Origin of the sequence: Bradyrhizobium sp. (assembly GCF_035309285.1) — a bacterium.
Lineage (GTDB): Bacteria > Pseudomonadota > Alphaproteobacteria > Rhizobiales > Xanthobacteraceae > Bradyrhizobium.
On sequence record NZ_DATGFH010000162.1, the window covers coordinates 73497 to 95197 of the forward strand.

A 21701-nucleotide genomic window follows, 5' to 3' on the forward strand; every position below is an offset into this window, starting at 1 on the left:
TGTTAGCCGGCAGAAAGTTCCTCGGCCACGGCCCTCACCTGCGCCAATGAGCTGCCCCCGGCGGCTTCGGTCGCCGCCATGACGGCGCCCTCCACGATCGGCGCATTGCAAACGACAACGAGATCCTGCCGCTCAGGCTCCAACATTTCGACAGCCATTTCGCTGTTGGTCTCGGCACCGCCAAGATCGACAAGGATCGCGACGCCTTTCGAGGACCAAACACTATTGATGGCGTCGAAGATCAGAGGCACGTTGGTCCCCAATCCGCCATCGGGATTGCCGCCGCAGAAGGCCACCCTGACTTCGTTGCCGACCATCTGCCGCACCATGTCGGCGGTGCCCTTGGCAATGTCCTTGGAATGCGAGACGATCACAATGCCGACGGTATCGTTCATTGCCGTCCCTCCAGGCTCGCGCACACCGCCTGCACGAGAACACAGCTTGACCGAGCGCCCGGATCGACATGTCCGACGCTACGTGATCCAAGGAATGACGCCCGGCCCTTGGTCGCCAGCATCGGCGCGGTCCGCTCGACGGCCTCGGCAGCAGTGCTTCGGACCCGCTCGATCAGATCCGACCGGCCAGCATCAGCCTTCAGCGTCTCCATGACAGGGATAAGCACGTCGAGCATCGTCTTCTCACCAGCTTGCGAGCGGCCGCGTGCGCTCACCGCATTCACTCCACTGCCGAAGACTTCGGCAAGATCGTCCGGTAGATGCTTGCTGTGCGACAGGGCTTCGCCGGCAGCAAGAAAGAAGCTGCCATAGAGCGGCCCGGATGCACCGCCGACGGTCATCACCAGGGTCTTGCCGATGCTCTTGAGTGCTTCATGAAGCGGTTGCTCCGAAATCGCATCGAGCTTGTTCAGCACAGCCTCGAAGCCGCGCTTCATGTTCGTTCCGTGATCACCATCGCCGATCGCCTGATCCAGCGACGTCAGCTCCGGCGCACTGGCGATGACCTGTTCTGCGGCCACCTTGATCAGCGTCTTGAAGGTCTCGGGTTGCAGAGACATCGAATCATCCTCAGTGAATGATGGCAGGGATGCGCTGCCCCTCGCCGTCGAAATAGAGCGGGTGCGTCAACCGCAATTCAACCTCCTGTCCGGCCTGCAGCGGTTGGTCCGGGTCGGCAAGCGTCACCAGCGTCTGGCCCTTATAGTCCAGATGTACGTGATTCTGTTCGCCGAGGTGCTCGACCCGGTGCACGCGGCCGACCAACCGCCCGCCATTGCGCGCGGCGATCTGCAGGTGTTCGGTGCGAATGCCGATCGTCTCCGTTCCGGGCGGGAGAGCGATCTCGGAAACGAGACGGGCGGGCACGAAGTTGATCTGGGGTGTGCCAAGCCGCGATGCAACGTACCGAGAGGAAGGGCTTTCGTAGATTTGCCGCGGCGTGCCGAGCTGGAGAAGCTCGCCATCCTTGATCACGCCGATCCGGGTGGCCATGGTCATCGCTTCCACCTGATCGTGCGTCACGTAGAGAATCGTCGCGCCGAGCTCGAGCTGGATACGCTTGAGCTCGAGCCGAAGCTCCGCGCGCAGCTTCGCATCCAGGGACGAAAGCGGCTCGTCCATGAGGTAGATCGAGGGGCCCCGGACCAGGGCCCGGCCGATAGCCACGCGCTGCATCTCGCCTCCGGAAAGACGGGTTGCGCGATTGTTCAGCTTGCTCGCGATATGCAACAGCTCTGCCGTTTGTTCAACGCGCTTGCGGATGACCGGCTCGGGAACGCGCCGCGCCGGAGAGCGCAACGGAAACGCCAGATTGTCGTAGACGGTCAGGTGCGGATACAGCGAATATTGCTGAAAGACGAACGCGATGTCCCGCGATCCCGGAGGATCGTAGGTGACGTCACGCCCGTTGATCATCACCGACCCGGCATCGGGACGCTCGAGCCCGGTTATCAGCCGCAATGTCGTGGTCTTGCCGGCGCCGCTTGGCCCAAGCAGAACCAGAAATTCCCCGTCGTTCACCGCGAGCGAAAGCTCGCGCACTGCCTCGACCGTGCCGAATCGCTTGCTGATGTTGCGCAGGATGACGTCAGCCATGGCGAGCGCTCCCCTCGTTTGCAGTCCGTATCGCGAGGCCGCTACCGGCGTCGAACAGCGCCAACCGCTCGGAGTGAAATTCGAGGCCTACGGTCTCGCCGACCCGCACGGACATGGCGGAGGGCAGCCGGGCCGCGAGCCGCCCATGCGCGGTATCGACCGTGACAATCTGGGTCGTGCCGAGATACTCCGCGCCGAACACCTCGCCGCGAACCGGCGCCGCGTCGGCAAAACGAATGTGCTCCGGACGAACCCCCAGGACAACCGGCGCACTCGCGCGATCCTCCCGAATCTCCGGGACGTCGATGCTGACGCCGGAAAGACTGACCACCCGATCGCCCGATCGCAGGCCGGCCTCGAAGCACAGGAAGTTCATGGACGGCGAGCCGATGAAGTCCGCCACGAACATGCTCGCGGGCCGGTCATAGATCTCCTGCGGCGAGCCGATCTGCTCGACGCGTCCCTTGTTCATGACCGCGATCTGATCCGCCATCGACATCGCCTCGAGCTGATCGTGCGTCACGTAGATCGTGGTCGCACCGATGCGATCGTGGAGATCGCGAAGCTCATCGCACATCAGGTGACGGAACTCGGCATCAAGCGCCCCGAGCGGCTCATCCATCAGAAATGCCTTCGGCCGTCGTACCATGGCGCGGCCGAGCGCGACGCGCTGCCGGTCGCCGCCCGAAAGCTTTGAGGTCTTGCTCGACAGAAGATGCTCGATCCGCAGAAGCCGCGCGGTCTCAAGCACCCGCTCGCGCGTCTCGCGTCTGCTCATGCCCTGGCATTTCAGGGGGAAGCCGATGTTCTCCGCTACATTCATATGCGGATAGAGTGCAAAGAGCTGAAAGACGAACGCGATGTCGCGGGCCGCCGCGCGGTGGAAGGTCACGTCCTCGTCGTCGAGCAGGATCTTTCCCTCGGTCGGCAGCTCGAGGCCGGCAATCATGCGCAGCGTCGTTGTCTTGCCGCAGCCGGAGGGCCCCAGCATTGCAAAGAAGGTACCGTCATCGATCGTGAAGTTCGAGCCATGCACGGCCGTGAACTGATCGAATGACTTTCGCAGGTTTTCGACGCGGATCTGTGCCATGTCTTGCGCCCTATTCCGGAAAATGGCTCACAACGGTATAGACCAGCGTGCCGGCGAGGATCGTCACAAAGGAATAGCTGTAAACGTCGATCGACCAGGGCTGCACCAGCATGACGATGCCGCCGCCGATCAGGGTCATCGCGACGGCCTCCCACGGCGCACGACGAAGCCAGCGAAAATTCCTTGACTTGGCAACAGAGCTGCTCATTTGCGTACCGCTCCGAAGGTGATGCCGCGCAACAAGTGCTTGCGCAACAGGACGGTGAACAGGACGATCGGGACGACGAACAGCGTGGTCGCGGCTGCAACGGCCGGCCAGTCCTGTCCTCCCTCACCGATGATGAAGGGAATGAAGGGCGGCATGGTCTGCGCTTCGCCGCTGGTGAGGAGAACCGCGAAGGCGTATTCGTTCCAAGAGAAGATCAAGCAGAAGATCGCCGTTGCCGCTATTCCCGTCACCGCCTGCGGCAGCACGACCTTGCGCAACGCCTGCAGCCGCGTGTAGCCGTCGACAAGGGCCGCTTCTTCGTATTCGCGCGGGATTTCGTCGATGAACCCCTTGAGCAGCCACACCGCTAGCGAGACGTTCACGGCCGTATAGAGCAGGATCATGCCGAACCTGGTATCGGTCAGATTGAGGTGCCGGTACATCAGATAGATCGGGATCGCGACCGCGACCGGCGGCATCATGCGCGTCGACAGGATGAAGAACAGCAAGTCATCGGCCAGGGGAATGCGGAATCTCGAAAAAGCATAGGCCGCAAGCGTACCGAGAAAGACGGCCAGGAACGTCGAGCCGAATCCGATGATCAGCGAGTTGACGAAGCGCGGCACGACCTTCGAAGGGCCGGCGATCACCATGTCGTGCTGGCGCACGAGCTTGTCGTACCAGGTCGACGGCGGCGGCATCCTGGCGATGAAATCCGCCGTCTGCCGCGTCCGCACCGTGAAGAGATTGACATAGCCCTCCAGCGTCGGATGAAAGATCACCTTCGGCGGATAGGCGATGGCGTCGCTCTGCGACTTGAATGCGGTGGCGCCGATCCAGAGTAGCGGCAGGATCGAGATGATCGCGTAGAGGATCACGATGCTGCCGGCAACCGCCTTCGCACGCGGCGACGCTTCGACAATGGAGTGAGCGGTGGATTTGGCGACAGCGGCGGTCATCGTTGCTTCACCTTGTTGAGCGCTTTGACGTAGATGTTGGCCGCACCGAACACGGTGACGAACAGGATAATGGCGAGCGCGGAAGAATACCCCGTGCGCCATTTCTCGAACGCCGCGCGCTTGAGCGTGATCGAGACGAGTTCGGTGGTCGAACCGGGGCCGCCCGAGGTCAGAAGATTGACCATGTCGAACATCTTGAAGTTCTCGATAGCGCGGAACAGAACGGCCAGCATCAGGAACGGCACGGTCATCGGCAACGTGATCGACCAAAACTGCCGCCAGGCCGAGGCGCGATCGACTTCGGCGGCCTCATAGATGTAGTCGGGGATCGAGCGCAGGCCTGCGAGGCAGATCAGCATCACGTAAGGCGTCCACATCCAGGTATCGACGAGCACGATGGTCCAGGGTGCCAGCGCGACCTCGCCGGTCATGCTGAAGGAACTCGGCGGCACGCCGGTGAACAGGCTGATCACGTAGTTGAAGGGCCCGATCTGCGGCTGAAACAGCAGTGTCCAGAAATTGCCGACGACGGCTGGCGACAGCATCATCGGAAGCAGGATGATGGTGGTCCAAAAGCTGTGGCCGCGAAACTGCCGGTTGATCAACAGCGCCAGACCATACCCGGTAACGACCTGCAGGGTGACGGTCCAGATCACGAATTGCGCCGTGGTCTGCAGCCGGTTCCAGACGTCCTCGTCGGTCAGAATGTCTCTGAAATTGTCGAGCCCGACGAACCGCAGTGGCAGATAGGACATGCTGAGGTTGAGGCTGGTGAAGGACAGCCGAATCATCCAGATCAACGGAAAGATATTGATCGCCAGCAACAGCGCGATCGTTGGCGCGACAAACAGCCAGGCAATGGCTCGGTCGGAGAGTCCGCGCACGCGCCTCGCCGGGCGAGACTTGGCCGGGTCACTCACGCCGGCAATCGCGGCCTGATCAGGATGAGAGATCGTGCTCATTTTATCCATCGACTGGCTGGTTCGGCTTCCCCGGAGCAGGACTCCGGGGAAACCAGTCCACGTTGATTGCGCTTGCCGCGTCTATTGCGACGCGACCTGCTTGCCCTGCTCCTTGAAGACCTTGGTCCAGTCCTTGACCAGGAGATCGAGCGCCTGCTGCGGCGTGCCCTTGTCGGCGACGACGTAGTCATGCACCCGCTTCTGCATGTCGAGGAGTAGCTGCGCGTAGGACGGCTCGGCCCAGAAGTCCTTCACGATTCCCATCGACTCCAGGAATTGCGGAGCGAACGGCGCGCTCTTCGGGAAGTCGGGCGCACTGACGACCGCCTTCAGGGCCGAATAGCCACCGATCTGCCACCACTTCTGCTGCACGGCAGGCTGCGCGAACCATTTGATGTAGGCGAGCGCGTCGTCCTTGTGGTCGGACGTCGCGACCACCGAGATGCCCTGTCCGCCGAGCTGGGTGAAATGGCCCTTCGGACCCGCCGGATTGACGAAGAAGCCGATCTTGTCGCCGCCGACGTTCGGGTCCTTGTACAGGCCGGGGAAGAAGGCGAACCAGTTCATCTGCATCGCCACCTGGCCCGACTTGAAGGCATCCAGACCTTCCTGCATGTAGGCGTTGGTCAGACCGGGCGCGGTGCAGCACTTGTAGAGCTCCTTGTAGAACTCGAGCCCCTTCGCCGCGTCGGCCGAGTTGACGAAGCCCTGCATCTGGTACGGCTTCTTCGGGTTCTCGTAGTTGAAGCCGTAATTATAGAGGACGTTGGTCACGCCCATGGTGATGCCTTCCGAGCCGCGCTCGGTGAAGATGTAGGCGCCATAGACCTTCTTGCCGTCGATCTCGCGGCCCTGGAAGAACTCCGCGATCTGCTTCAGCTCGTCATAGGTCTTCGGCGGCGCGAGATCGCGGCCGTACTTGGCCTTGAAGGCCGACTGGATGTCGGGCCGGGAGAACCAGTCCTTGCGATACGTCCAACCCACCGCGTCGGCCATCGCCGGCAGCGCCCAGTAGTTCGGCGTATTCTTCGGCCACTCCGAATAGCCCACGACCGTCGCCGGGACGAAATCGTCCATCGAGATGTGCTCTTTGGCGAAGAAGTCGTTGAGCTTCACATACCACTTGTTCTCGGCGGCTCCGCCGATCCATTGACTGTCGCCGATGAGCAGGTCGCACAGTTTGCCGTGCGAGTTGAGCTCGTTGAGGAAGCGATCGGCGTAGCTCGTCCACGGCACGAACTCATACTTCATCTCGATGCCGGTCTGCTTGGTGAAGTCCTTGCCAAGCTCGACCAGAGCGTTGGCCGGATCCCATGCCGCCCAGCACAGCGTGAGTTGCTTGCCTTGAGCTGCGGCTTCGCCGCTGCCGAATAGCCCCAGCACCGCAGCCGCCAGGGCCACGGACGCCGTCGTATTGCCTAGCCATTTCAGTGTTCGCATATCCGTTTCCTCTCTCCATTGAAGCACCTAACCCGCTCAGCGCGCCTGCGGGACAACGCCAAGAACCCTGAAACCGAGTTTGATGAGCGATGGTGGAGATCGAGACGGACCGTTTCCGGAAAGCGCATTCCGGAAGGGCTGGGCTCCTCCCACACATCAACTCGATGAGTGATGTTTAGTTTTTTGTTTCACTAAACCTATTACTGAATTGAGACGGCCGTCAAGTCAGATTCTTTCCGGGCTGTGAAAAAAGTTTGCGGCGGCCGCGCGGAGCACCGGCGCTGCGATGCAATAAGGCGATCTCCATGCATTCGGCAGCGACAGCGGACGGCCGACAGCGAAACGATCTTCGGGTAAATTGCGAAACCTGCCTGTTTTTAAGATGAACGTCCTACAAGAAGCAGGCCGAACCGGGAGACCGGGGCACTTTATCCGAGGGAAACAACCGCCGAAGTTGACGCGCGCCTGCGTGGATGAATGCTTCAGCGGAATAGATACATCAACTCCAGCGACCGCTTGCGCAGGCCAGCTGCTTGAAAATTTTGTTTAGCGATCCAATTTACTGAACGTTCAATTCCAGCTAACGGCTGAGCCGTCCACACGATGATCGGGAGCATCAGATGGCGGTCTCTAACAACGAGGTGATATTCGTGAACGAAGGGCCTAAACTGGACCAGCTCTTTCCATTGCCGAGCGAGATTCCGGCGGAGCACCGCCTGCCCAAGCTCATCCATCAACGCTGCATTTTGATCAACGGCGAACTGATGAACTGGAATGGCCCCAGCCAGACCGTTCTCTCGCCGATCTGGACGCGGGATCGCGACGGAGCCTTAGCGGCGACGGAAATCGGCTCGCATCCCAAGGGATCGCCGGAAGCTACCGAAGCGGCGCTCACCGCGGCCGTCGACGCTTATGCAAATGGCAGCGGCCAATGGCCGACGATGGCGGTCGCCGACAGGATCGCTTGCATGGAAGAGTTCACGCGGCAGATGCTGGCACGAAGGAGCGAAGTTGTCCGCCTCATCATGTGGGAGGTCGGCAAGGCGCTGCCGGACTCCGAAAAGGAATTCGATCGCACCGTCGCCTATATTGCCGCAACCATCGATGCGCTCAAGGAACTCGATAACAACAGCTCCCGCTTCGTCGTCGTTGAAGGAACGATCGGCCAGATTCGCCGCACGCCGCTTGGCGTCGTCCTGTGCATGGGGCCGTACAATTACCCGCTTAACGAGACCTTTGCGACCCTCATTCCCGCGCTCATCATGGGCAATACGGTGCTGCTCAAGCCACCACGCTTCGGCGCGCTGCTGTTCTATCCGCTCTTTGAGGCGTTTCGGAGCGCCTTCCCGAAGGGCGTCATCAACACCGTCTATGGGAACGGCGCCGATCTGGTGCCTGCCCTGCTCGGGTCGGGCAAGGTCAACGTGTTGACGCTGATCGGCTCAAGCAGGGTCGCAGACCACATCAAGAAGCTGCATCCCAAGGTCAACCGGCTGCGCGCGATTCTCGGCCTCGACGCCAAGAATGCTGCAATCGTCATGCCTGACGCCGACATGGAGCTGGCCGTCAGGGAATGTCTGCTCGGCGCGCTCTCGTTCAATGGACAGCGCTGCACGGCGCTCAAGGCGCTGCTCGTTCACAGCGGCGTTGTGTCGCAGTTCATGCGTCGTTTCACTGAAGAGATTGCCAGGCTCAGGATCGGCATGCCCTGGGAGCCGGGTGTCAGCATCACGCCGCTCGCCGAGCCCGGCAAGGCGGCCTATCTTGCCGAATGCATCAGAGATGCGGAGGCGCAAGGAGCGCGCGTTGTCAATCCAGGCGGCGGGGCCTACTGCAAGTCGCTGTTCCATCCGGCGCTCGTTTATCCCGTCCGCGAAGGGATGAAGCTCTACCGGGAAGAGCAGTTCGGGCCTGTGATCCCCGTCATTCCTTTCGATGAGATCGAGGCTGCGCTCGACTATGTTGCGGGGGCGGAGAACGGCCAGCAGGTCAGCATCTTCAGCACCGACCCCGAACTGGTCGGCCGATTGGTCGATCCCCTGGTCAACCAGGTCTGCCGCGTCAACATCAACTGTCAATGCCAGCGTGGCCCGGACGTCTTCCCCTTCACCGGTCGCAAGGACTCCGCCGAGGGCACCTTATCGGTGAGCGATGCACTGCGATCCTTTTCAATCCGTTCGATGATCGCCACCAAACAGACCGATGCGAGCAAGCGGCTGTTGAATGCCATCGTGACCGAGCATCGGTCCAATTTCATCAACACGCGCTTCATCCTGTGAGGCGCCTTTGGGGGCGCAGATGACCGGCCGAGTCTGAATTTCCGCGACTACACCGCCCTGACGGTGGACAGGAATCGATCGACCTCGGCCTTGAGATGACCGCTCTCGCTCGACAACGACTTCGCTGCGGCAAGGACCAACGAGGAGGCATGGCCCGTATCTGAAGCGCCGCGCTGCACGTCGGTGATATTGGAGGAAACCTGCTGCGTGCCATGCGAAGCTTGCTGCACGCTGCAGGAGATTTCCTGCGTAGCGGCGCCCTGTTGTTCGACGGCGGTGGCAATGGTGGAAGCGACTTCTGACAACCTCTCGATCGTGGCCGAGATTCCCATGATTGCTGAAACCGACGATTGCGTCGCGGTCTGAATCCCAGAGATCTGCTCACTGATTTCGCAGGTCGCCTTCGCGGTCTGCTGCGCAAGCGCCTTCACTTCCGAGGCGACGACTGCGAAACCGCGGCCGGCTTCGCCCGCGCGTGCCGCCTCGATGGTGGCGTTCAGGGCCAGCAAATTGGTCTGGCCTGCGATCGTGTTGATGAGCTCGACGACGTCGCCAATGCGTGCAGCCGCCTTCGACAGCTCGCCGACACTTTCGGTCGTGGCGCGAGCCTGCTCGACGGCTTCACTCGCCATCCGGGCCGACTGCTGAACTTGACGGCTGATCTCGTTGATCGAAGCTGACAATTCTTCGGTCGCCGACGCCACCGACTGCACATTGACGGAGGCCTCCTCCGAAGCGGACGCCACCAGGGTCGTCAGTTCCTGCGCCTGCTCCGCCGTGCTTGCCAGCGTACCGGCGGATACCTCGAGCTGGCCGGAGGACGCGGAGACGGTCGTGACGATAGTTCCCACCGCACTCTCGAATTCGTCCGCGAGCCTCATCAAGGTGGCTCTTTTCTCTGCCTCGGCGTGCTGCTCGCCAGCCTTCTTCTCCTCCTGCAGGATGTGGATGCGTTCCGCATTTTCCTTGAAGACCTGCACGGTCGCGGCCATTTGCCCGATCTCATCGCGGCGACCGCGCGCGGGCACATCGATTGCGATGTCGCCGGCGGCGAGCCGCCGCATCGCGCCAGAGAGCGAGTGCACCGGCACGGTGATGCTGCGCGCGATCGCAAAGCCGACAAGCGCGGCAAAGGCGAGCGACGTCAACGACAGGATCAGCATCCACTTGCTGGCGCTGCTTGCGGCCGCCGCGACCGATGCGCGCGTGGCGTCCTGGATGGTCGCCGTGGCTCGCTTGATCTCGGTCGCCTCGGCCCGCATCTTGTCGCTGAGCCGATCGATCATGACCGCAAGCTCCTGTCGCTTGGTGAGCGCATTGGACAACCGACCGAGATCCTCCAGGTAGCGCTTCAGGCCGCCGGTGAGATCGTCATAGCTGTCCTTGAGGTCGTCGCCGTCCTTCAGTCCGGACGCGAACTTGGCGCCGAGTTCGGTAACCTTGGCGAGCTCGGCGCGCACATTCGGCTCATCCTTGCCGTTGGTCGCGAAGCGAATGGTCAACGCACGCGCAGCCAGATAATGATCGAGCACGATGGCGAAGTCGCTTCTGCCGCCGCTGATCAGGTCTCCCAATGCTTTGCGGATATCGCGGTCGTCATAGTTGAGACCATCCTCCACCTCCTGGCGCAGCGTGACGCGCTCGTAGAGGGTCAGGAGATTCTCATCGACCTCCTTGTTCAATTTCCGGATCGCCTCAACGTGCTGCCGTTGGGCCGGATCCGAAATCTGCGCGCCGAGCACCCCAAGGTGCTTGCTGACCGCCTCCGCCCGCTGCGTGACTTCAACCTTTTTCTCGGGCGATCCGACAGTGACGAATTCCGAGGCGGTCCGCTGCAGATCGCCGACCAGCACCTGCAGTCGATTCGCCCCCTCGACGACGCCGGCGGATGCCGCGTATCCATCGAACAGTCCGGCGGTGTTTTTCACCTGCAACCAGCCGTAGCTTGCGATCATCGCGAGCAGAACCAGCAAGGTGCCGAGGCCCAGATAGATGCGCAGCGTGATCGAGCCGGCACCGAGCAGCGCTGAGAAACGCTTCATTGGCAAATCCAAATCTGAAATTCCGCACGCGATATGCATGCAATCGCGATGGTCGATAAGTTCAGTGTAGGATCACCTACTAAATTATCGGTTAAGGATGGCAGTGAACCCGTCATCACGCAGACCTGCAAATACGCCGGGATTTATGCCGATCGAGACGACGTTACCTGGGAATTCCTGTTTGTTTAGTATTATGTTTATTAGTGCTGATGTTTAGCAACTTGCCGATCTCTCGCGAGTTGCCAGTCGGGAAAGGGGCAACGCGTGAAGAGTTGTGAGGGACTACGCCATGCGGCCTGACGATACTCAGGCCCACCAAAGGGATGGCGCTACCCCTCTCCGAGCGCCCTCACAACTCAAATTGCTCTGAGGTCGAAAGTGCATCGTCAACTTCGATGCCGAGGAACGAACCGTGCTATCATCGCGCTCGGCGGCATGCTGAACCGCGGCAGCCGCACGGCATAAGGTGAGGACGAGCTAACTAATGTCGCCGATCCGCTGCACGCCGGCCTGTTGCATCGCGGCCCATGCTGATGCGAGCGAGCCGGCGAGATCGATCGCCCCTGCAGCTCGTTACATCAGCCTAGAGCTTGAACAATGAGCCAGACGGTCGCGGTTCTCGACATCGGCAAGACCAACGTGAAACTTTCTTTGTTCGACCAGGGCCGCCTTCTCTGGGAAAAGTCCACGTCCAACCGCATTTTGCCTGGACCGCCCTATCCGCATGAAGACGTCGACAGCGCCTGGGCTTTTTTCGTTGGCGCTCTAAGCGAAGCAGCGCGCGCGCACGAGATCGGCGCGCTCGTTCCGACCGCGCATGGCGCGGCCGGCGCATTGATCGGTGCGAGCGACCTCGCCTTGCCGGTGATGGATTATGAGTTTCCAGAGGTCGAGCAGATTGAGCCCGATTACGCCAAGATTCGTCCGCCTTTTTCGGAATCGCTGTCGCCGAAACTGCCGGCGGGCCTCAATCTTGGGCGGCAGCTCGCGTGCCAGAAATGGCGATGTCCCGATCTCTTTGTGCAGGCGAAGCATTTCCTCACGTATCCGCAATATTGGGCCTGGCGCCTGACCGGCGTCGTGGCCTCCGAGATCACCTCACTTGGCGCCCATACGGATCTCTGGGAGCCGCGCCAGGGACGTGCCTCGAGCCTTGTTAAAGGTCTCGGCATCGGGGGCCTGATCCCGCCGCTGCGGCGCGCCTTCGATCCGCTCGGGCCGATCAAGCCCGATATCGCCGCTGCGACATCACTCGCGCCGGAAACGCAAGTCTTTTGCGGCGTCCACGATTCCAATGCGTCGCTCCTGCCTTACCTCATCTCGCGCGAGGGGCCGTTCACACTTTTGTCGACCGGCACCTGGGTCATCCTGATGTGCGTCGGGCTTTCGCTCGGCCAGCTCGATGCTCTCGACGACACGCTCGCCAACGTCAACGTGCTTGGCCAACCGACCGCCTGCGGGCGCTTCATGGGCGGACGCGAATACGCCGTCATTGCGGGCGATGGCGGCAATCCGGATCTTGCCGCGATCGAGCGCGTCATTGCCTCCGGGGCGATGGCCCTCCCCTGCTTCTCCGGCCAGGGCGGACCTTATGCCAGGACCAAAGGTGTGATCCGCGGCGAAGTCGCGGCGCGTGATCGGACTGCGCTGGCGACACTCTATTGCGCTCTGATCAGCGATCTGATGCTAACGCGCATGGGAGCGACCAACGGCGATCTCATCATCGAGGGGACCTTCGCCGGCAACCTCGTCTTTTGTCAGGCGCTCGGCACCTTAAGGCCGAAGCAGCGCGTCTTTGCGGCGCAGGACGCCGCCGGCACGGCGCGTGGCGCCGCAATGCTGGCGCATTGGCCGCCAGCCTATCCGATCGCGGCACCGACGCCCGTCCCTGCAGTTTCGATCGCCGGCCTCGGCGCGTATCGCGATGCCTGGACGGCGCGGATCAACCTGATCGCTCGCTAGACCCGATCGCCGCGCTCCGTTGGCGGCGCGACTTGATTTTCGCCACCATATCAGATTGGGCGTCGTCACCGAGAATGCTGAGCCACAATCAGACTAGCCGGCCATGGACCGTCGCATCGTGGCTCTGTTGTTGATGTAAAGTGCTTTGAAGGCTGCGTGATCCGCCTCGTAGTGATTGCGGTTGGCTTCATTCGGCGCGATTTGAGACACGATCGGGTTAATGCGGTCGATATCCTCCCGCGCGAAGATCCCGCAGCCTATTCCTGCGAGAAAGGCCGATCCGAGCGCAGCACCCACCGTCTGCCGGCGCACATTCTGATGCACGCCCGCAATGTCGCTGACGCATTGTGTCCAGAGAGGATTCTGTACGCCGCCTCCGGCCGCATAGATGCTTCGGGCCGGCTGAATCTCGGCAAAGCTGTCGAGATTGTGCCGGATTGCGTGTCCGATCCCTTCGATCAGCGCACGATAGATATCGCCGCGCCGGTGCGCGAGCGTCAACCCGAAGATCAGGCCCTTGGCTTGCGGATCGTTGATTGGCGTTCGCTCACCACTGAAATAGGGCAGCATCAAAATGCCGTTTGCACCGGGCGGGCTTTTGAGCGCCTCTTCCATCAGTGTCTGGAAGGATGAATCCTCGTCGGAAAGTCCGGTCATTTCCTTGCGAAACCATTGGGTGAGACCGCCTCCAGTCGCAAGCCCGCCCATGACGCTCCAGGTGTTCTCGAACAGAAACGGCGCAGCCCAGAAACGCGAGTCGACGACGAGATCGGCATTGACCTGGATGAAGAAGGCCGTGGTGCCATACATGATCATCAAGTCACCCGGCTTTTGCACACCGACGCTGATGGCTTCGCTCGCCGCATCGATGGTGCCGGCGATCACGGGCGTGCCGGCGACAAGCCCGGTTTCCCGCGCGGCCTCAGGGCTCACGTGGCCGATAATCTCCGTTGTCCACGCGATTTCAGGTAGCCAGTCGACCGGGCAAATTCGTTCGACCGTGTCGCGATGCCAATCTTTGGCGGCAAGGTCGTAGAAGGGCGTGTAGCAGGACGCGCCGTAGTGGTCGACGACCCACCGTCCCGTCAATCGGTGAACGATGAAGGTAGGGCAACCGACAATCCGCGCAGTTTTGCGGAAAGTGTCAGGCTCGTGCTTGGCAAGCCATCGCACCTTGGGGCCCACGGATTGTGTCGTCAGCGGATTGCCGGTTCGCGCGAGCAAGTTCGGTGCGCCGAGTTCGGCCTTGAGCTCCTCGATTTCGGCTTCGGCGCGTGTATCCACGCCATACAGGATCGCCGGGCGCAGGGGCTCGCCCGCTTCCGTCACCGGCAGCGCACAGGGGCCAATCCCGCTGCACCCGATTGCAGCGACCGCGGCCGGGTTGATCCCACTGTCCAGGATCAGCCGCTGGCTCAGCGTGCGAAAGCCCTCCCACCAATCCTGCAGGGCATCATGTTCGGCGAGTCCTGGCCCTGGCACGCGCATGTCATGTTTGCGCTGCGCCATTGCCTGAATAGTACCGGACTCATCGAGCAGGACGCCTTTGCTGGAATAACTGCCGATATCGATGCCTAGGAGGTGGCGCACGAATATCTTCTCCGTTCGAAGGAGAAACCTGCTTTCATATTGCGCAGAGCCAAGGCAAGCAGCGCCGCTATCTGTTCAAGATCGACCAGATCGCAGGTTTCGATCGGCGCATGCGTGTAGCGTGTCGGATAGCCGATATCGATGGATGGAATTCCTTCGCCCACGAGCTGAACGTAGGAGGAATCCGTGAGGCAGCCGGTATGAGCGCTGCGCTGGAGGGGTATACCGACACGGCTTGCTGTCTCCACAAGATGGTTGAGGAGCGCAGGATGAGCAAGCGTACCATTGAGCGTGCCGCGCCCGTGGAAGCTGTAGAGGCCAAGCGCCGGGCCGCCGCCAAGTTGCAGTTCGCCGCGCTCCGCGAGATCGGGCGTATCGGAGGCGACCATGATGTCGATCGAAAAGGCGGCATCTGGCCTCAGACGCTCGGCCGCAAGCATCGCCCCGCGCAGGTTGAACTCCTCCTGGACCGAAAAGACCGCGTGCAGCGTCGCAGGAACGGGTTCATCCAAAATTCTCTGCACAAGGTCCATCAGCGCGGCGCAGCCGGCGCGGTCGTCGATCGCGGTTCCGGACACACGCGTGCCGGCCAGCCGTTCGAAGGAGGGGCAGTAGGTGACGGGCGCACCGATTTCGACGCCGAGGGCGCGCGCCTCTTCTGCCGATCTGGCTCCGAGATCGAGGAAGAGTTTGTCATAGCCCAGCACCTGGCTCTTTTCGTCTTGAGGCGTGGCATGGTGTGCCTTGATGCCGACGACGCAGGGAATCTGCTTGCCGTGCTTGTTCATGATCACCAAGCGCAGGCCCGGCAGCACACGTTCGGGCACGCCGCCGAGCCGTTCCACCCGAACGAAGCCGTTCGCTTCGATCCGCCGTACCAAGAGGCCAAGCTGATCGGTATGAGCGAAGACCATCACCGATGGAGCTGCGGGGTCTGTCCCCTTCACCGTGAGGGTCAGATTCCCAAACGTATCGCCGTGGCTCTCGACGCGGCGGTCGGAAAAAGCGGCTCGGATATAGTCGCTCACCGGATCTTCGTAGCCGGAAAGACCGGGTATTAGGCAAAGCTCTTTGGTCCATGTCTCGATGCGTGTGAGGCTGCGTTGGTCAATCGTCACTCTGGTCCAATCCGGTCCGGTACCGGACCTTTGCTGTTCATCGGAACTGGATCGACCCGGCGCCGCGGGCTGCCGGATCGGGCGAGCATTTCCTAAGCGACCGCACGCGAGGTGGAGCGGATCGCTTTGACCTTGTCCATGAAGGCCCTGACACGCGCCGGATCGACCGGATTTTCGAAGATACCGTCGACCTTGAACGTCGATCCCACGACTGCCCCGTCCGAAGCGGCAAGCTGGCGCTCGATATTGTCGATCCGGCAACCTGTATTGCAAAGCACGGCCGTACCCGGCACGGCCTTTTTGACCTTGGAAAGGATCTGGGTGTCCGTTTCGGCGCCAGCGGTGAGGCCGGATACGCAGATGGCGTCAGGCCGGTTGTTGAATGCGGTCGAGCGGGCGATATCCGCAATCGATCGATCGCCTAGATAGGCGGCAGCTTCGGGCACGATGTTGAACAGGAGTCTGAGCTTCGGGGCGAGCCTTGCCTTGTGGCGCGCCGTTTCCCCGACGTTGGTATTCCATAGCCCGAAATCGCTGGCGTAGACCCCACTCATGATCTCGCGGATGAAGCTTGCTCCGGTGGCGGCCGCAAGATCGATCGAAGCGATGGGATCCCATAGGACGTTGACGCCAAACGGCACCTTGATGAAGCGCATGAGCTCACCGATGACGCGTGCCATGGCCGCGGTGGTTTCGGGGCGCACCTTTGTCAGGTAAGGCAGGCTGAATTCGTTGGAAAACATGACTGCGTCGACACCGCCATTCTGAAGATTGTCGAGATCGGCAAGAGCCATTTCGACCACTTTGCTCATACCGCCGGCCACATCGTAGCCGGGATCGCCCGGCAGCGCCTGCAAATGGCACATGGCGATGATCGGCTTGCCGACATGAAAGGTTTCCTTGAGCCACTGCATGAGCGCGTCCTCTTTCGATCTTTATTCTACTTAAGACATGTCGTTCCAGGGAGAGTAAGGTCCCCAAACCATAATCTGCCATAGATGGACGTCAGCCAAGATCATCCTACCAGATATGTCAGGCGGTTGGCCCAGCGCTCACCCCCGTTCGCCTGGTCGGGCTCTGCCGCGGCAACTGCAACTCTCGGCGAACGAGCTTCGGTCCCGAACCTCTAACCATCATTTGCCGATACCTGCCTCGAACGCAGCTCGCTGAGCCGGCGTTAGATGCAGGCCATGCTTCGTGCGTCGGTCCAGAAAGTCGGCAGCGTTCGTGGCCCACTCTGTTTCGCGAAGGAACGACGCCTCGCGCTCATAAAAGTCCCCGCCAAAGTGTCGTCCAAGATCTCCGCAGGTGCGGGCCGAACCCAGCAACTCTCTTGCGCGCGTCCCGTACAACCGGGCGCAGTGATGAACCAGTGTCTTGGGAAGAGCGGGGTAGTCGCGTGCGAGATCCATCACGAAATCGGCGAAAGTGCCCGGAATGTTCCCGCCGGGAAGCGGCGCGTCGGCGGTCCAGGCGGCCTGCATCCTTGGGAGCCAGGGGGCCAGACGTGACAGTGCGTGTTCGGCGAGCTTGCGATAGGTGGTGATCTTGCCGCCGAAGATCGAGAGCAGCGGGGGAACGTCTGGCGTGCCGTCGATCTCGAAGACGTAATCGCGCGTCACAGCCGATGGATTGTCCGCATTGTCGTCATAGAGAGGTCGGACGCCCGAGAAGGCATGAACAATGTCGCGATCCTGCGGAGCGGTCCGGAAATAGCGGCTGACTATGCCCAACAGGTAACCGATCTCGCTCTCGTCGATTGATACCTCCTCCGCCCGTCCCTCATAGGCTATATCGGTGGTGCCGATCAGCGCGAGATTGCCCTCATAGGGATTGACGAAAATAACCCGGCGATCGTCGTTTTGCAGTAGATAGGCATGCGATCCGCTCCAGAATTTCGGCACCACCACGTGGCTGCCTTTGACGAGTCGCACATTGTGGGCCGAATTCAATCCCGCCACTCCATGCGCGACTTCCTGGACCCAGGGCCCTCCCGCATTGATCAGCACGTGCGCCCGCACGAGATGCGCACTGCTATCCTGACCACGCATTTCCATCAGCCATTTGCCGTCCGCCCGGCGCGCTCTTACGGCGCGAGTGCGCGGCAGTATCCTGGCGCCCTTGCGCGATGCGTCGATGAGATTGAGGACAACAAGCCGCGCGTCGTCGACCCAGCAATCCGAATATTCAAAGCCGCGACGGAACTCCGGCCGCAGCGGCGCTCCTTCAGGTGCACGCGAGAGGTCAAGACCGCGGCTCGGCCGAAGTTGCTTGCGGCCGCCCAGATGATCGTAGAGAAACAACCCGGTCCGAACGAGCCAGGCCGGCCGCTGCTCGGGCGAATGCGGCAGCACGAACCGCAGCGGCCAGATGATATGGGGCGCAGAAGCGAGCAGGACCTCGCGTTCGATCAGAGCCTCGCGCACGAGACGGAATTCATAATATTCGAGATAGCGAAGGCCTCCGTGCACGAGCTTGCCGGAGCGTGACGATGTTCCCTCGGCAAAGTCGCCCTTTTCGCAGAGCAGGACCTTGAGACCGCGACCGGCGGCGTCGCGCGCGATACCGGCTCCATTGATTCCGCCGCCGATCACCGCGATATCGACCAGCCCGTAATCGCTGCTCGGGCCCGGCGACGTCCTCGTCATCACTTCCTGCTGCGCTTCTTCTCGACCCGGTGCGGTGCTGCTTTCGCCGATGCGCGCGCCCTCGCCGTCGGTTCTGGTTTTGGAGCCTGCAGGCCATAGGTTGAAAATCCGCGCGCCGTTTCCGCTATTTCCTCTTCGCTGAGGATGAAACGATGATCGAGCGCGAGCGAGAGATAATATTGGCGTGCTATCGTCTCGAGCTCGACGGCGAGCCACATTGCCTTGTCCAGGTTGGCGCCGACCGCGATCATGCCATGATTGGCCAAAAGGCAGCCGTTGCGCCCTTCGAGCGCTGCGAGCGCAAGCTCCGACAACTCCTTGGTGCCGTAGCGTGCGTAGCCGGCGCAGCGGATATCGTTGCCGCCGAACGCCGCCATCATGTAGTGGCAGGCCGGTATCGACTTCCGCGCGATCGCGAGCACCGTGGCATAGGTGGAATGGGTGTGGACGATAGCGCCGACGTCGGCGCGTGCGCGCATGATGTCGAGATGGAAACGCCATTCGGTGGAGGGCATTAACGGCCCTCTCCACGCACCATACTCGCCTTCGAGCGGCATCGACGCAATCATTTCCGGCTTCATCGCATCGTATGGAACGGCCGACGGGGTGATCAGCATCTCCTCGCCATAGCGGGCGGAGATGTTGCCGGAAGTGCCCTGATTGAGGCCGGAGGCGTTCATCCACCGGCACTTCGCGATGATCGCTTCGCGCAACTGTCGTTCCTCGGGCTTCATAGTTGATACCTTTCGTTCAACACGGATTGAGCGGCGGCTCGCCCGCCAGGAAGCGTCGAACCTCCTCGGCCGCCTGCGAGGCGGCGATGGTGACGGTCCGCACTGACGCGCCGGCGATATGAGGTGTCAGCGTCACGTTGGGCAGCTTTAACAACGGCCAGTCCGCCGGCGTCGGTTCGACTGCGAACGTGTCCAGCATGGCGCCGCCGAGCTGCCCGGACGCGAGCGCATCATAGAGCGCGTCATAGTCGACGAGCGGGCCGCGCGCGGTGTTGATGAAGAACGCACCCGTCCTCACCCGCGCCAGTGCGTCGCGGCCGATAAAGCCGGTGGTCTCAGGCGTGACCCGCGCATGCAGGCTGATGACGTCGGAGCGCGCCAGCAACTCGCCGAGCGCAACATGCTCGACGCCATCGTTGCGATCCTGCGCGCTGAGCTGGACGTAGGGATCGGCTACCAGCAGCTTGCAGCCGAACGCCTTGAGCAGCTTCACCACGCGGCTGCCGATCGCGCCGTAACCGATGACGCCCACTGTCATTTCGCCAAGCTCGCGCCCGGTGCGATCGGTGCGATAGAGGTCGCCGCGCCATTCGCCCGAACGCAGGGCTTCGTGGCCGCTGCGAATGAGGCGCGTCTCGGCAAGTATGGCGCCGATGGTGAATTCAGCGACTGCGCTTGCGTTGCGACCGGGCGTGTTGACGACCAGCACGTCCTGATCGCGGGCCGCTTTCAGATCGATATTGACCGGACCCCCGCGCGAGACCGCGATGAATTTGAGGTTCGGCAACCGTTCGAGCATGGACCGCGAGATCGGCGCCAGATGGGTGACGAGCAATGTCGCATCGCCGATGAAAGCCGCGACCTCGTCCGGATCGCCCATGAACTCCTTCAGCCCGTCGAGCGTCGAACCGGCATAGCCGTGCTCCATCGGCTCGTCCGGCCAAGGCTGCTCCAGCATGCGGATGTCGATACCGTTGCCGCATGCCGCCGTGATGCGCTCGGCGAAAACCGACGGCAGCATGAAACGGTCCCCGATGATGGCGATCGAGCTAGACATGGGCAACTCCCCCGCGCACCGTCGCGAGCCTCTTCCAGACCGGCCGCGTCGCGAGCCTGGCATCGAGATAGGCCGGGAACATCTGTGCGTAGCGCGAGACCAGCGCGGGATCGGGCGTTTGCGGCGTGCTGAGATACGGCCTTACCCAATCCTCTGCGCAGGCCGTCATGTCCGGATAGAAGCCGATGGCGACGGCTGCGATCATTGCCGCTCCCGCAGCACCAGCCTCGCCGCGGCTGCAGACACGCACATCGCATTCGAGTGCCGCGCCAAGGATCGCAGTCAGCGCGCGGCTGCGCGCCGCGCCGCCGGTGATCCGCACATCGCGTGGCAAGGCGCCCATGGCGCTGTAGCAATCGCGCGCGGCGAATGCGAGCCCTTCCATGACGGCCCGCATCAGATCCCAATAGCCATGATGCGTGCGCAGGCCAAAAAATTGCGCACAGGCCTCGTGCGCCACGAATGGACCGCGCTCGCCGGCATCCGAGATAAAGGGGTGAAACAGGAGTTCGCCGGGCTTGCTCTGCAGCACCTGCTGATCAAGCCGGCGGATCAGGTCGGCGCGCGAGCGTGTCACGCCCTCCGCCGCGAGCACGCCCAACGCCAGATCGAGCAGCCAGTCTATGTTCAAGGTCGCCGCCATGTTGGACTGCATCTGGGCATAATGGCCCGGCACAGGAAACGGCATGGTGTAGCCGGTAGCCTCGGCATTCAGGGTGACCGCGTCGGCCTCTCCTGCAAGGCGCATATGCATGCCGGTTGAACCGATGATGGTGCAGCCGACATCGGGGGCCGGATCGTAAAGGCCGGCGCCAAGCGCGTTGCAGATCACATCGACATAGCCGAGCGAGACTGGAACGCCCGCCGGCAAGCCGGATTCGGCCGCCGCTTCAGCACCAAGCGGATGCGTGACCGCAACGCCATCGACCACGTCCGGAAACAGTCGCATGAGATCGGAAATGCCGATCATCCGCGCAGTGTCGGGATCGAACCCCCGCTTGCGGAAGTCACCGCAGGTGAATGTCGCCTCCGACGGATCGGTGGCGCGTTTGCCCGTGAGCAGGAAGTATAGCCAGTCCTTGCAGTGGAAGACGGTCGCAGCGCGCGAAAGGATCTCGGGGGCATGCGCCGCCAGCCATGCCAATTGCGGTCCCTGCTGGCAGGCATTAAGACCGGAGCCGGTCCGCCGATAAAGCGGCGCGTTGCGTTCACTGCCGCGAATCTCCTCGACCAATTTTGCGGCACGCGAGTCCAGCCAAAGCAGCGCCGGCGCGACCGGCCGGCCGTCATAATCGATCAGCCAAGTCCCGTCGCCCTGCCCCGTTACTGCAACGGCCGCGACACGCGAGGCGAGGTCGGGCACTGCCGCGGCCAACCCGCGCAGTGCTGCGACTGTGTCGCTCCAGGTGCGCGCCATGTCCTGCTCGACGCTGCCTCCGGGCGACGTCAAGTAGCGGTTCGCCAGCGAGAAATCACCGAGCTGTCTTCCATCCCGCGTGAACGCAACAGTCTTGATCAGGGAGGTGCCGGCATCGATGCCGACAATGACATCGCGGGGCAT

General features: G+C 62.0%; 18 protein-coding genes. 2 read left to right on the top strand and 16 right to left on the bottom strand.

The features are described from left to right. Positions 1-2: 2 nt before the first annotated feature. The 8 genes from dhaM to VKR55_RS28760 all read right to left on the bottom strand — a co-directional run bounded on the left by dhaM (position 3) and on the right by VKR55_RS28760 (position 6710). A complete protein-coding gene (dhaM, locus tag VKR55_RS28725) occupies positions 3-395 on the bottom strand; it encodes a dihydroxyacetone kinase phosphoryl donor subunit DhaM (RefSeq protein WP_324408768.1) in 393 nt (130 codons plus the stop codon). Beyond that, a complete protein-coding gene (gene dhaL / locus VKR55_RS28730; RefSeq protein ID WP_324408769.1) occupies positions 392-1015 on the bottom strand; it encodes a dihydroxyacetone kinase subunit DhaL in 624 nt (207 codons plus the stop codon). Before dhaL ends, dhaM begins: the two co-directional genes overlap by 4 nt. Before the next feature lie 10 nt (positions 1016-1025). Further along, the gene (locus tag VKR55_RS28735) at positions 1026-2051 is read right to left on the bottom strand and encodes an ABC transporter ATP-binding protein (protein ID WP_324408770.1); all 1026 of its coding nucleotides are present in this window, start codon (positions 2049-2051) and stop codon (positions 1026-1028) included. Next, a complete protein-coding gene (locus tag VKR55_RS28740) occupies positions 2044-3141 on the bottom strand; it encodes an ABC transporter ATP-binding protein (RefSeq protein WP_324408771.1) in 1098 nt (365 codons plus the stop codon). The genes VKR55_RS28735 and VKR55_RS28740 overlap by 8 nt, the downstream gene beginning before the upstream one ends. 10 nt (positions 3142-3151) lie before the next feature. Beyond that, positions 3152-3349, bottom strand: a complete 198-nt coding sequence (locus VKR55_RS28745; protein WP_324408772.1) for a hypothetical protein — start codon at positions 3347-3349, stop codon at positions 3152-3154. Further along, the gene (locus VKR55_RS28750; RefSeq protein WP_324408773.1) at positions 3346-4308 is read right to left on the bottom strand and encodes a carbohydrate ABC transporter permease; all 963 of its coding nucleotides are present in this window, start codon (positions 4306-4308) and stop codon (positions 3346-3348) included. The genes VKR55_RS28745 and VKR55_RS28750 overlap by 4 nt, the downstream gene beginning before the upstream one ends. Further along, positions 4305-5279 (bottom strand): carbohydrate ABC transporter permease, encoded by a 975-nt coding sequence (locus VKR55_RS28755; RefSeq protein ID WP_324408774.1) that lies wholly within the window; start codon positions 5277-5279, stop codon positions 4305-4307. The genes VKR55_RS28750 and VKR55_RS28755 overlap by 4 nt, the downstream gene beginning before the upstream one ends. 72 nt (positions 5280-5351) lie before the next feature. Beyond that, the gene (locus VKR55_RS28760; protein WP_324408775.1) at positions 5352-6710 is read right to left on the bottom strand and encodes an ABC transporter substrate-binding protein; all 1359 of its coding nucleotides are present in this window, start codon (positions 6708-6710) and stop codon (positions 5352-5354) included. Between the two features lie 620 nt (positions 6711-7330). Here VKR55_RS28760 and VKR55_RS28765 point away from each other — a divergent pair. Then, complete coding sequence (locus tag VKR55_RS28765) at positions 7331-8989, top strand: NADP-dependent glyceraldehyde-3-phosphate dehydrogenase (RefSeq protein ID WP_324408776.1); 1659 nt, start codon at positions 7331-7333, stop codon at positions 8987-8989. A gap of 47 nt (positions 8990-9036) precedes the next feature. Here the strand turns inward: VKR55_RS28765 and VKR55_RS28770 are convergent, their stop codons facing one another. Then, complete coding sequence (locus tag VKR55_RS28770) at positions 9037-11031, bottom strand: methyl-accepting chemotaxis protein (protein ID WP_324408777.1); 1995 nt, start codon at positions 11029-11031, stop codon at positions 9037-9039. Between the two features lie 597 nt (positions 11032-11628). On the opposite strand from VKR55_RS28770, the gene VKR55_RS28775 reads away from it, so the two are divergent. Next, the gene (locus VKR55_RS28775) at positions 11629-12993 is read left to right on the top strand and encodes an FGGY-family carbohydrate kinase (protein ID WP_324408778.1); all 1365 of its coding nucleotides are present in this window, start codon (positions 11629-11631) and stop codon (positions 12991-12993) included. 93 nt (positions 12994-13086) lie between these two features. Here the strand turns inward: VKR55_RS28775 and VKR55_RS28780 are convergent, their stop codons facing one another. From VKR55_RS28780 to VKR55_RS28810, 7 genes are all read right to left on the bottom strand, one after another. Beyond that, entirely contained in the window at positions 13087-14583 is a 1497-nt protein-coding gene (locus tag VKR55_RS28780) for an FGGY-family carbohydrate kinase (protein ID WP_324408779.1), read from the bottom strand. Beyond that, positions 14568-15701, bottom strand: coding sequence for a M42 family metallopeptidase (locus VKR55_RS28785; protein WP_324408780.1), 1134 nt, complete (start codon positions 15699-15701; stop codon positions 14568-14570). The genes VKR55_RS28780 and VKR55_RS28785 overlap by 16 nt, the downstream gene beginning before the upstream one ends. 92 nt (positions 15702-15793) lie before the next feature. Next, positions 15794-16615 carry a BtpA family protein gene (locus tag VKR55_RS28790; RefSeq protein ID WP_324408781.1) on the bottom strand — a complete coding sequence of 274 codons (822 nt, stop codon included), beginning with the start codon at positions 16613-16615 and terminating at the stop codon, positions 15794-15796. A gap of 219 nt (positions 16616-16834) precedes the next feature. Further along, a complete protein-coding gene (locus tag VKR55_RS28795) occupies positions 16835-18349 on the bottom strand; it encodes a glycerol-3-phosphate dehydrogenase (protein ID WP_324408782.1) in 1515 nt (504 codons plus the stop codon). After that, positions 18349-19083, bottom strand: coding sequence for a class II aldolase/adducin family protein (locus tag VKR55_RS28800; RefSeq protein ID WP_324408783.1), 735 nt, complete (start codon positions 19081-19083; stop codon positions 18349-18351). The genes VKR55_RS28795 and VKR55_RS28800 overlap by 1 nt, the downstream gene beginning before the upstream one ends. A 16-nt stretch (positions 19084-19099) precedes the next feature. Further along, a complete protein-coding gene (locus tag VKR55_RS28805; protein WP_324408784.1) occupies positions 19100-20140 on the bottom strand; it encodes a 2-hydroxyacid dehydrogenase in 1041 nt (346 codons plus the stop codon). Continuing rightward, on the bottom strand, positions 20133-21701 hold the full coding sequence (locus VKR55_RS28810; RefSeq protein WP_324408785.1) for an FGGY-family carbohydrate kinase: 1569 nt from the start codon (positions 21699-21701) through the stop codon (positions 20133-20135). The genes VKR55_RS28805 and VKR55_RS28810 overlap by 8 nt, the downstream gene beginning before the upstream one ends.

Coding starts and splice junctions, on each gene's coding strand:
- dhaM (WP_324408768.1), bottom strand. CDS start 395: ATGAACGATACCGTCGGCATTGTGATCGTCTCGCATTCCAAGGACATT.
- dhaL (WP_324408769.1), bottom strand. CDS start 1,015: ATGTCTCTGCAACCCGAGACCTTCAAGACGCTGATCAAGGTGGCCGCA.
- VKR55_RS28735 (WP_324408770.1), bottom strand. CDS start 2,051: ATGGCTGACGTCATCCTGCGCAACATCAGCAAGCGATTCGGCACGGTC.
- VKR55_RS28740 (WP_324408771.1), bottom strand. CDS start 3,141: ATGGCACAGATCCGCGTCGAAAACCTGCGAAAGTCATTCGATCAGTTC.
- VKR55_RS28745 (WP_324408772.1), bottom strand. CDS start 3,349: ATGAGCAGCTCTGTTGCCAAGTCAAGGAATTTTCGCTGGCTTCGTCGT.
- VKR55_RS28750 (WP_324408773.1), bottom strand. CDS start 4,308: ATGACCGCCGCTGTCGCCAAATCCACCGCTCACTCCATTGTCGAAGCG.
- VKR55_RS28755 (WP_324408774.1), bottom strand. CDS start 5,279: ATGGATAAAATGAGCACGATCTCTCATCCTGATCAGGCCGCGATTGCC.
- VKR55_RS28760 (WP_324408775.1), bottom strand. CDS start 6,710: ATGCGAACACTGAAATGGCTAGGCAATACGACGGCGTCCGTGGCCCTG.
- VKR55_RS28765 (WP_324408776.1), top strand. CDS start 7,331: ATGGCGGTCTCTAACAACGAGGTGATATTCGTGAACGAAGGGCCTAAA.
- VKR55_RS28770 (WP_324408777.1), bottom strand. CDS start 11,031: ATGAAGCGTTTCTCAGCGCTGCTCGGTGCCGGCTCGATCACGCTGCGC.
- VKR55_RS28775 (WP_324408778.1), top strand. CDS start 11,629: ATGAGCCAGACGGTCGCGGTTCTCGACATCGGCAAGACCAACGTGAAA.
- VKR55_RS28790 (WP_324408781.1), bottom strand. CDS start 16,615: ATGCAGTGGCTCAAGGAAACCTTTCATGTCGGCAAGCCGATCATCGCC.
- VKR55_RS28795 (WP_324408782.1), bottom strand. CDS start 18,349: ATGACGAGGACGTCGCCGGGCCCGAGCAGCGATTACGGGCTGGTCGAT.
- VKR55_RS28800 (WP_324408783.1), bottom strand. CDS start 19,083: ATGAAGCCCGAGGAACGACAGTTGCGCGAAGCGATCATCGCGAAGTGC.
- VKR55_RS28805 (WP_324408784.1), bottom strand. CDS start 20,140: ATGTCTAGCTCGATCGCCATCATCGGGGACCGTTTCATGCTGCCGTCG.
- VKR55_RS28810 (WP_324408785.1), bottom strand. CDS start 21,701: ATGCCCCGCGATGTCATTGTCGGCATCGATGCCGGCACCTCCCTGATC.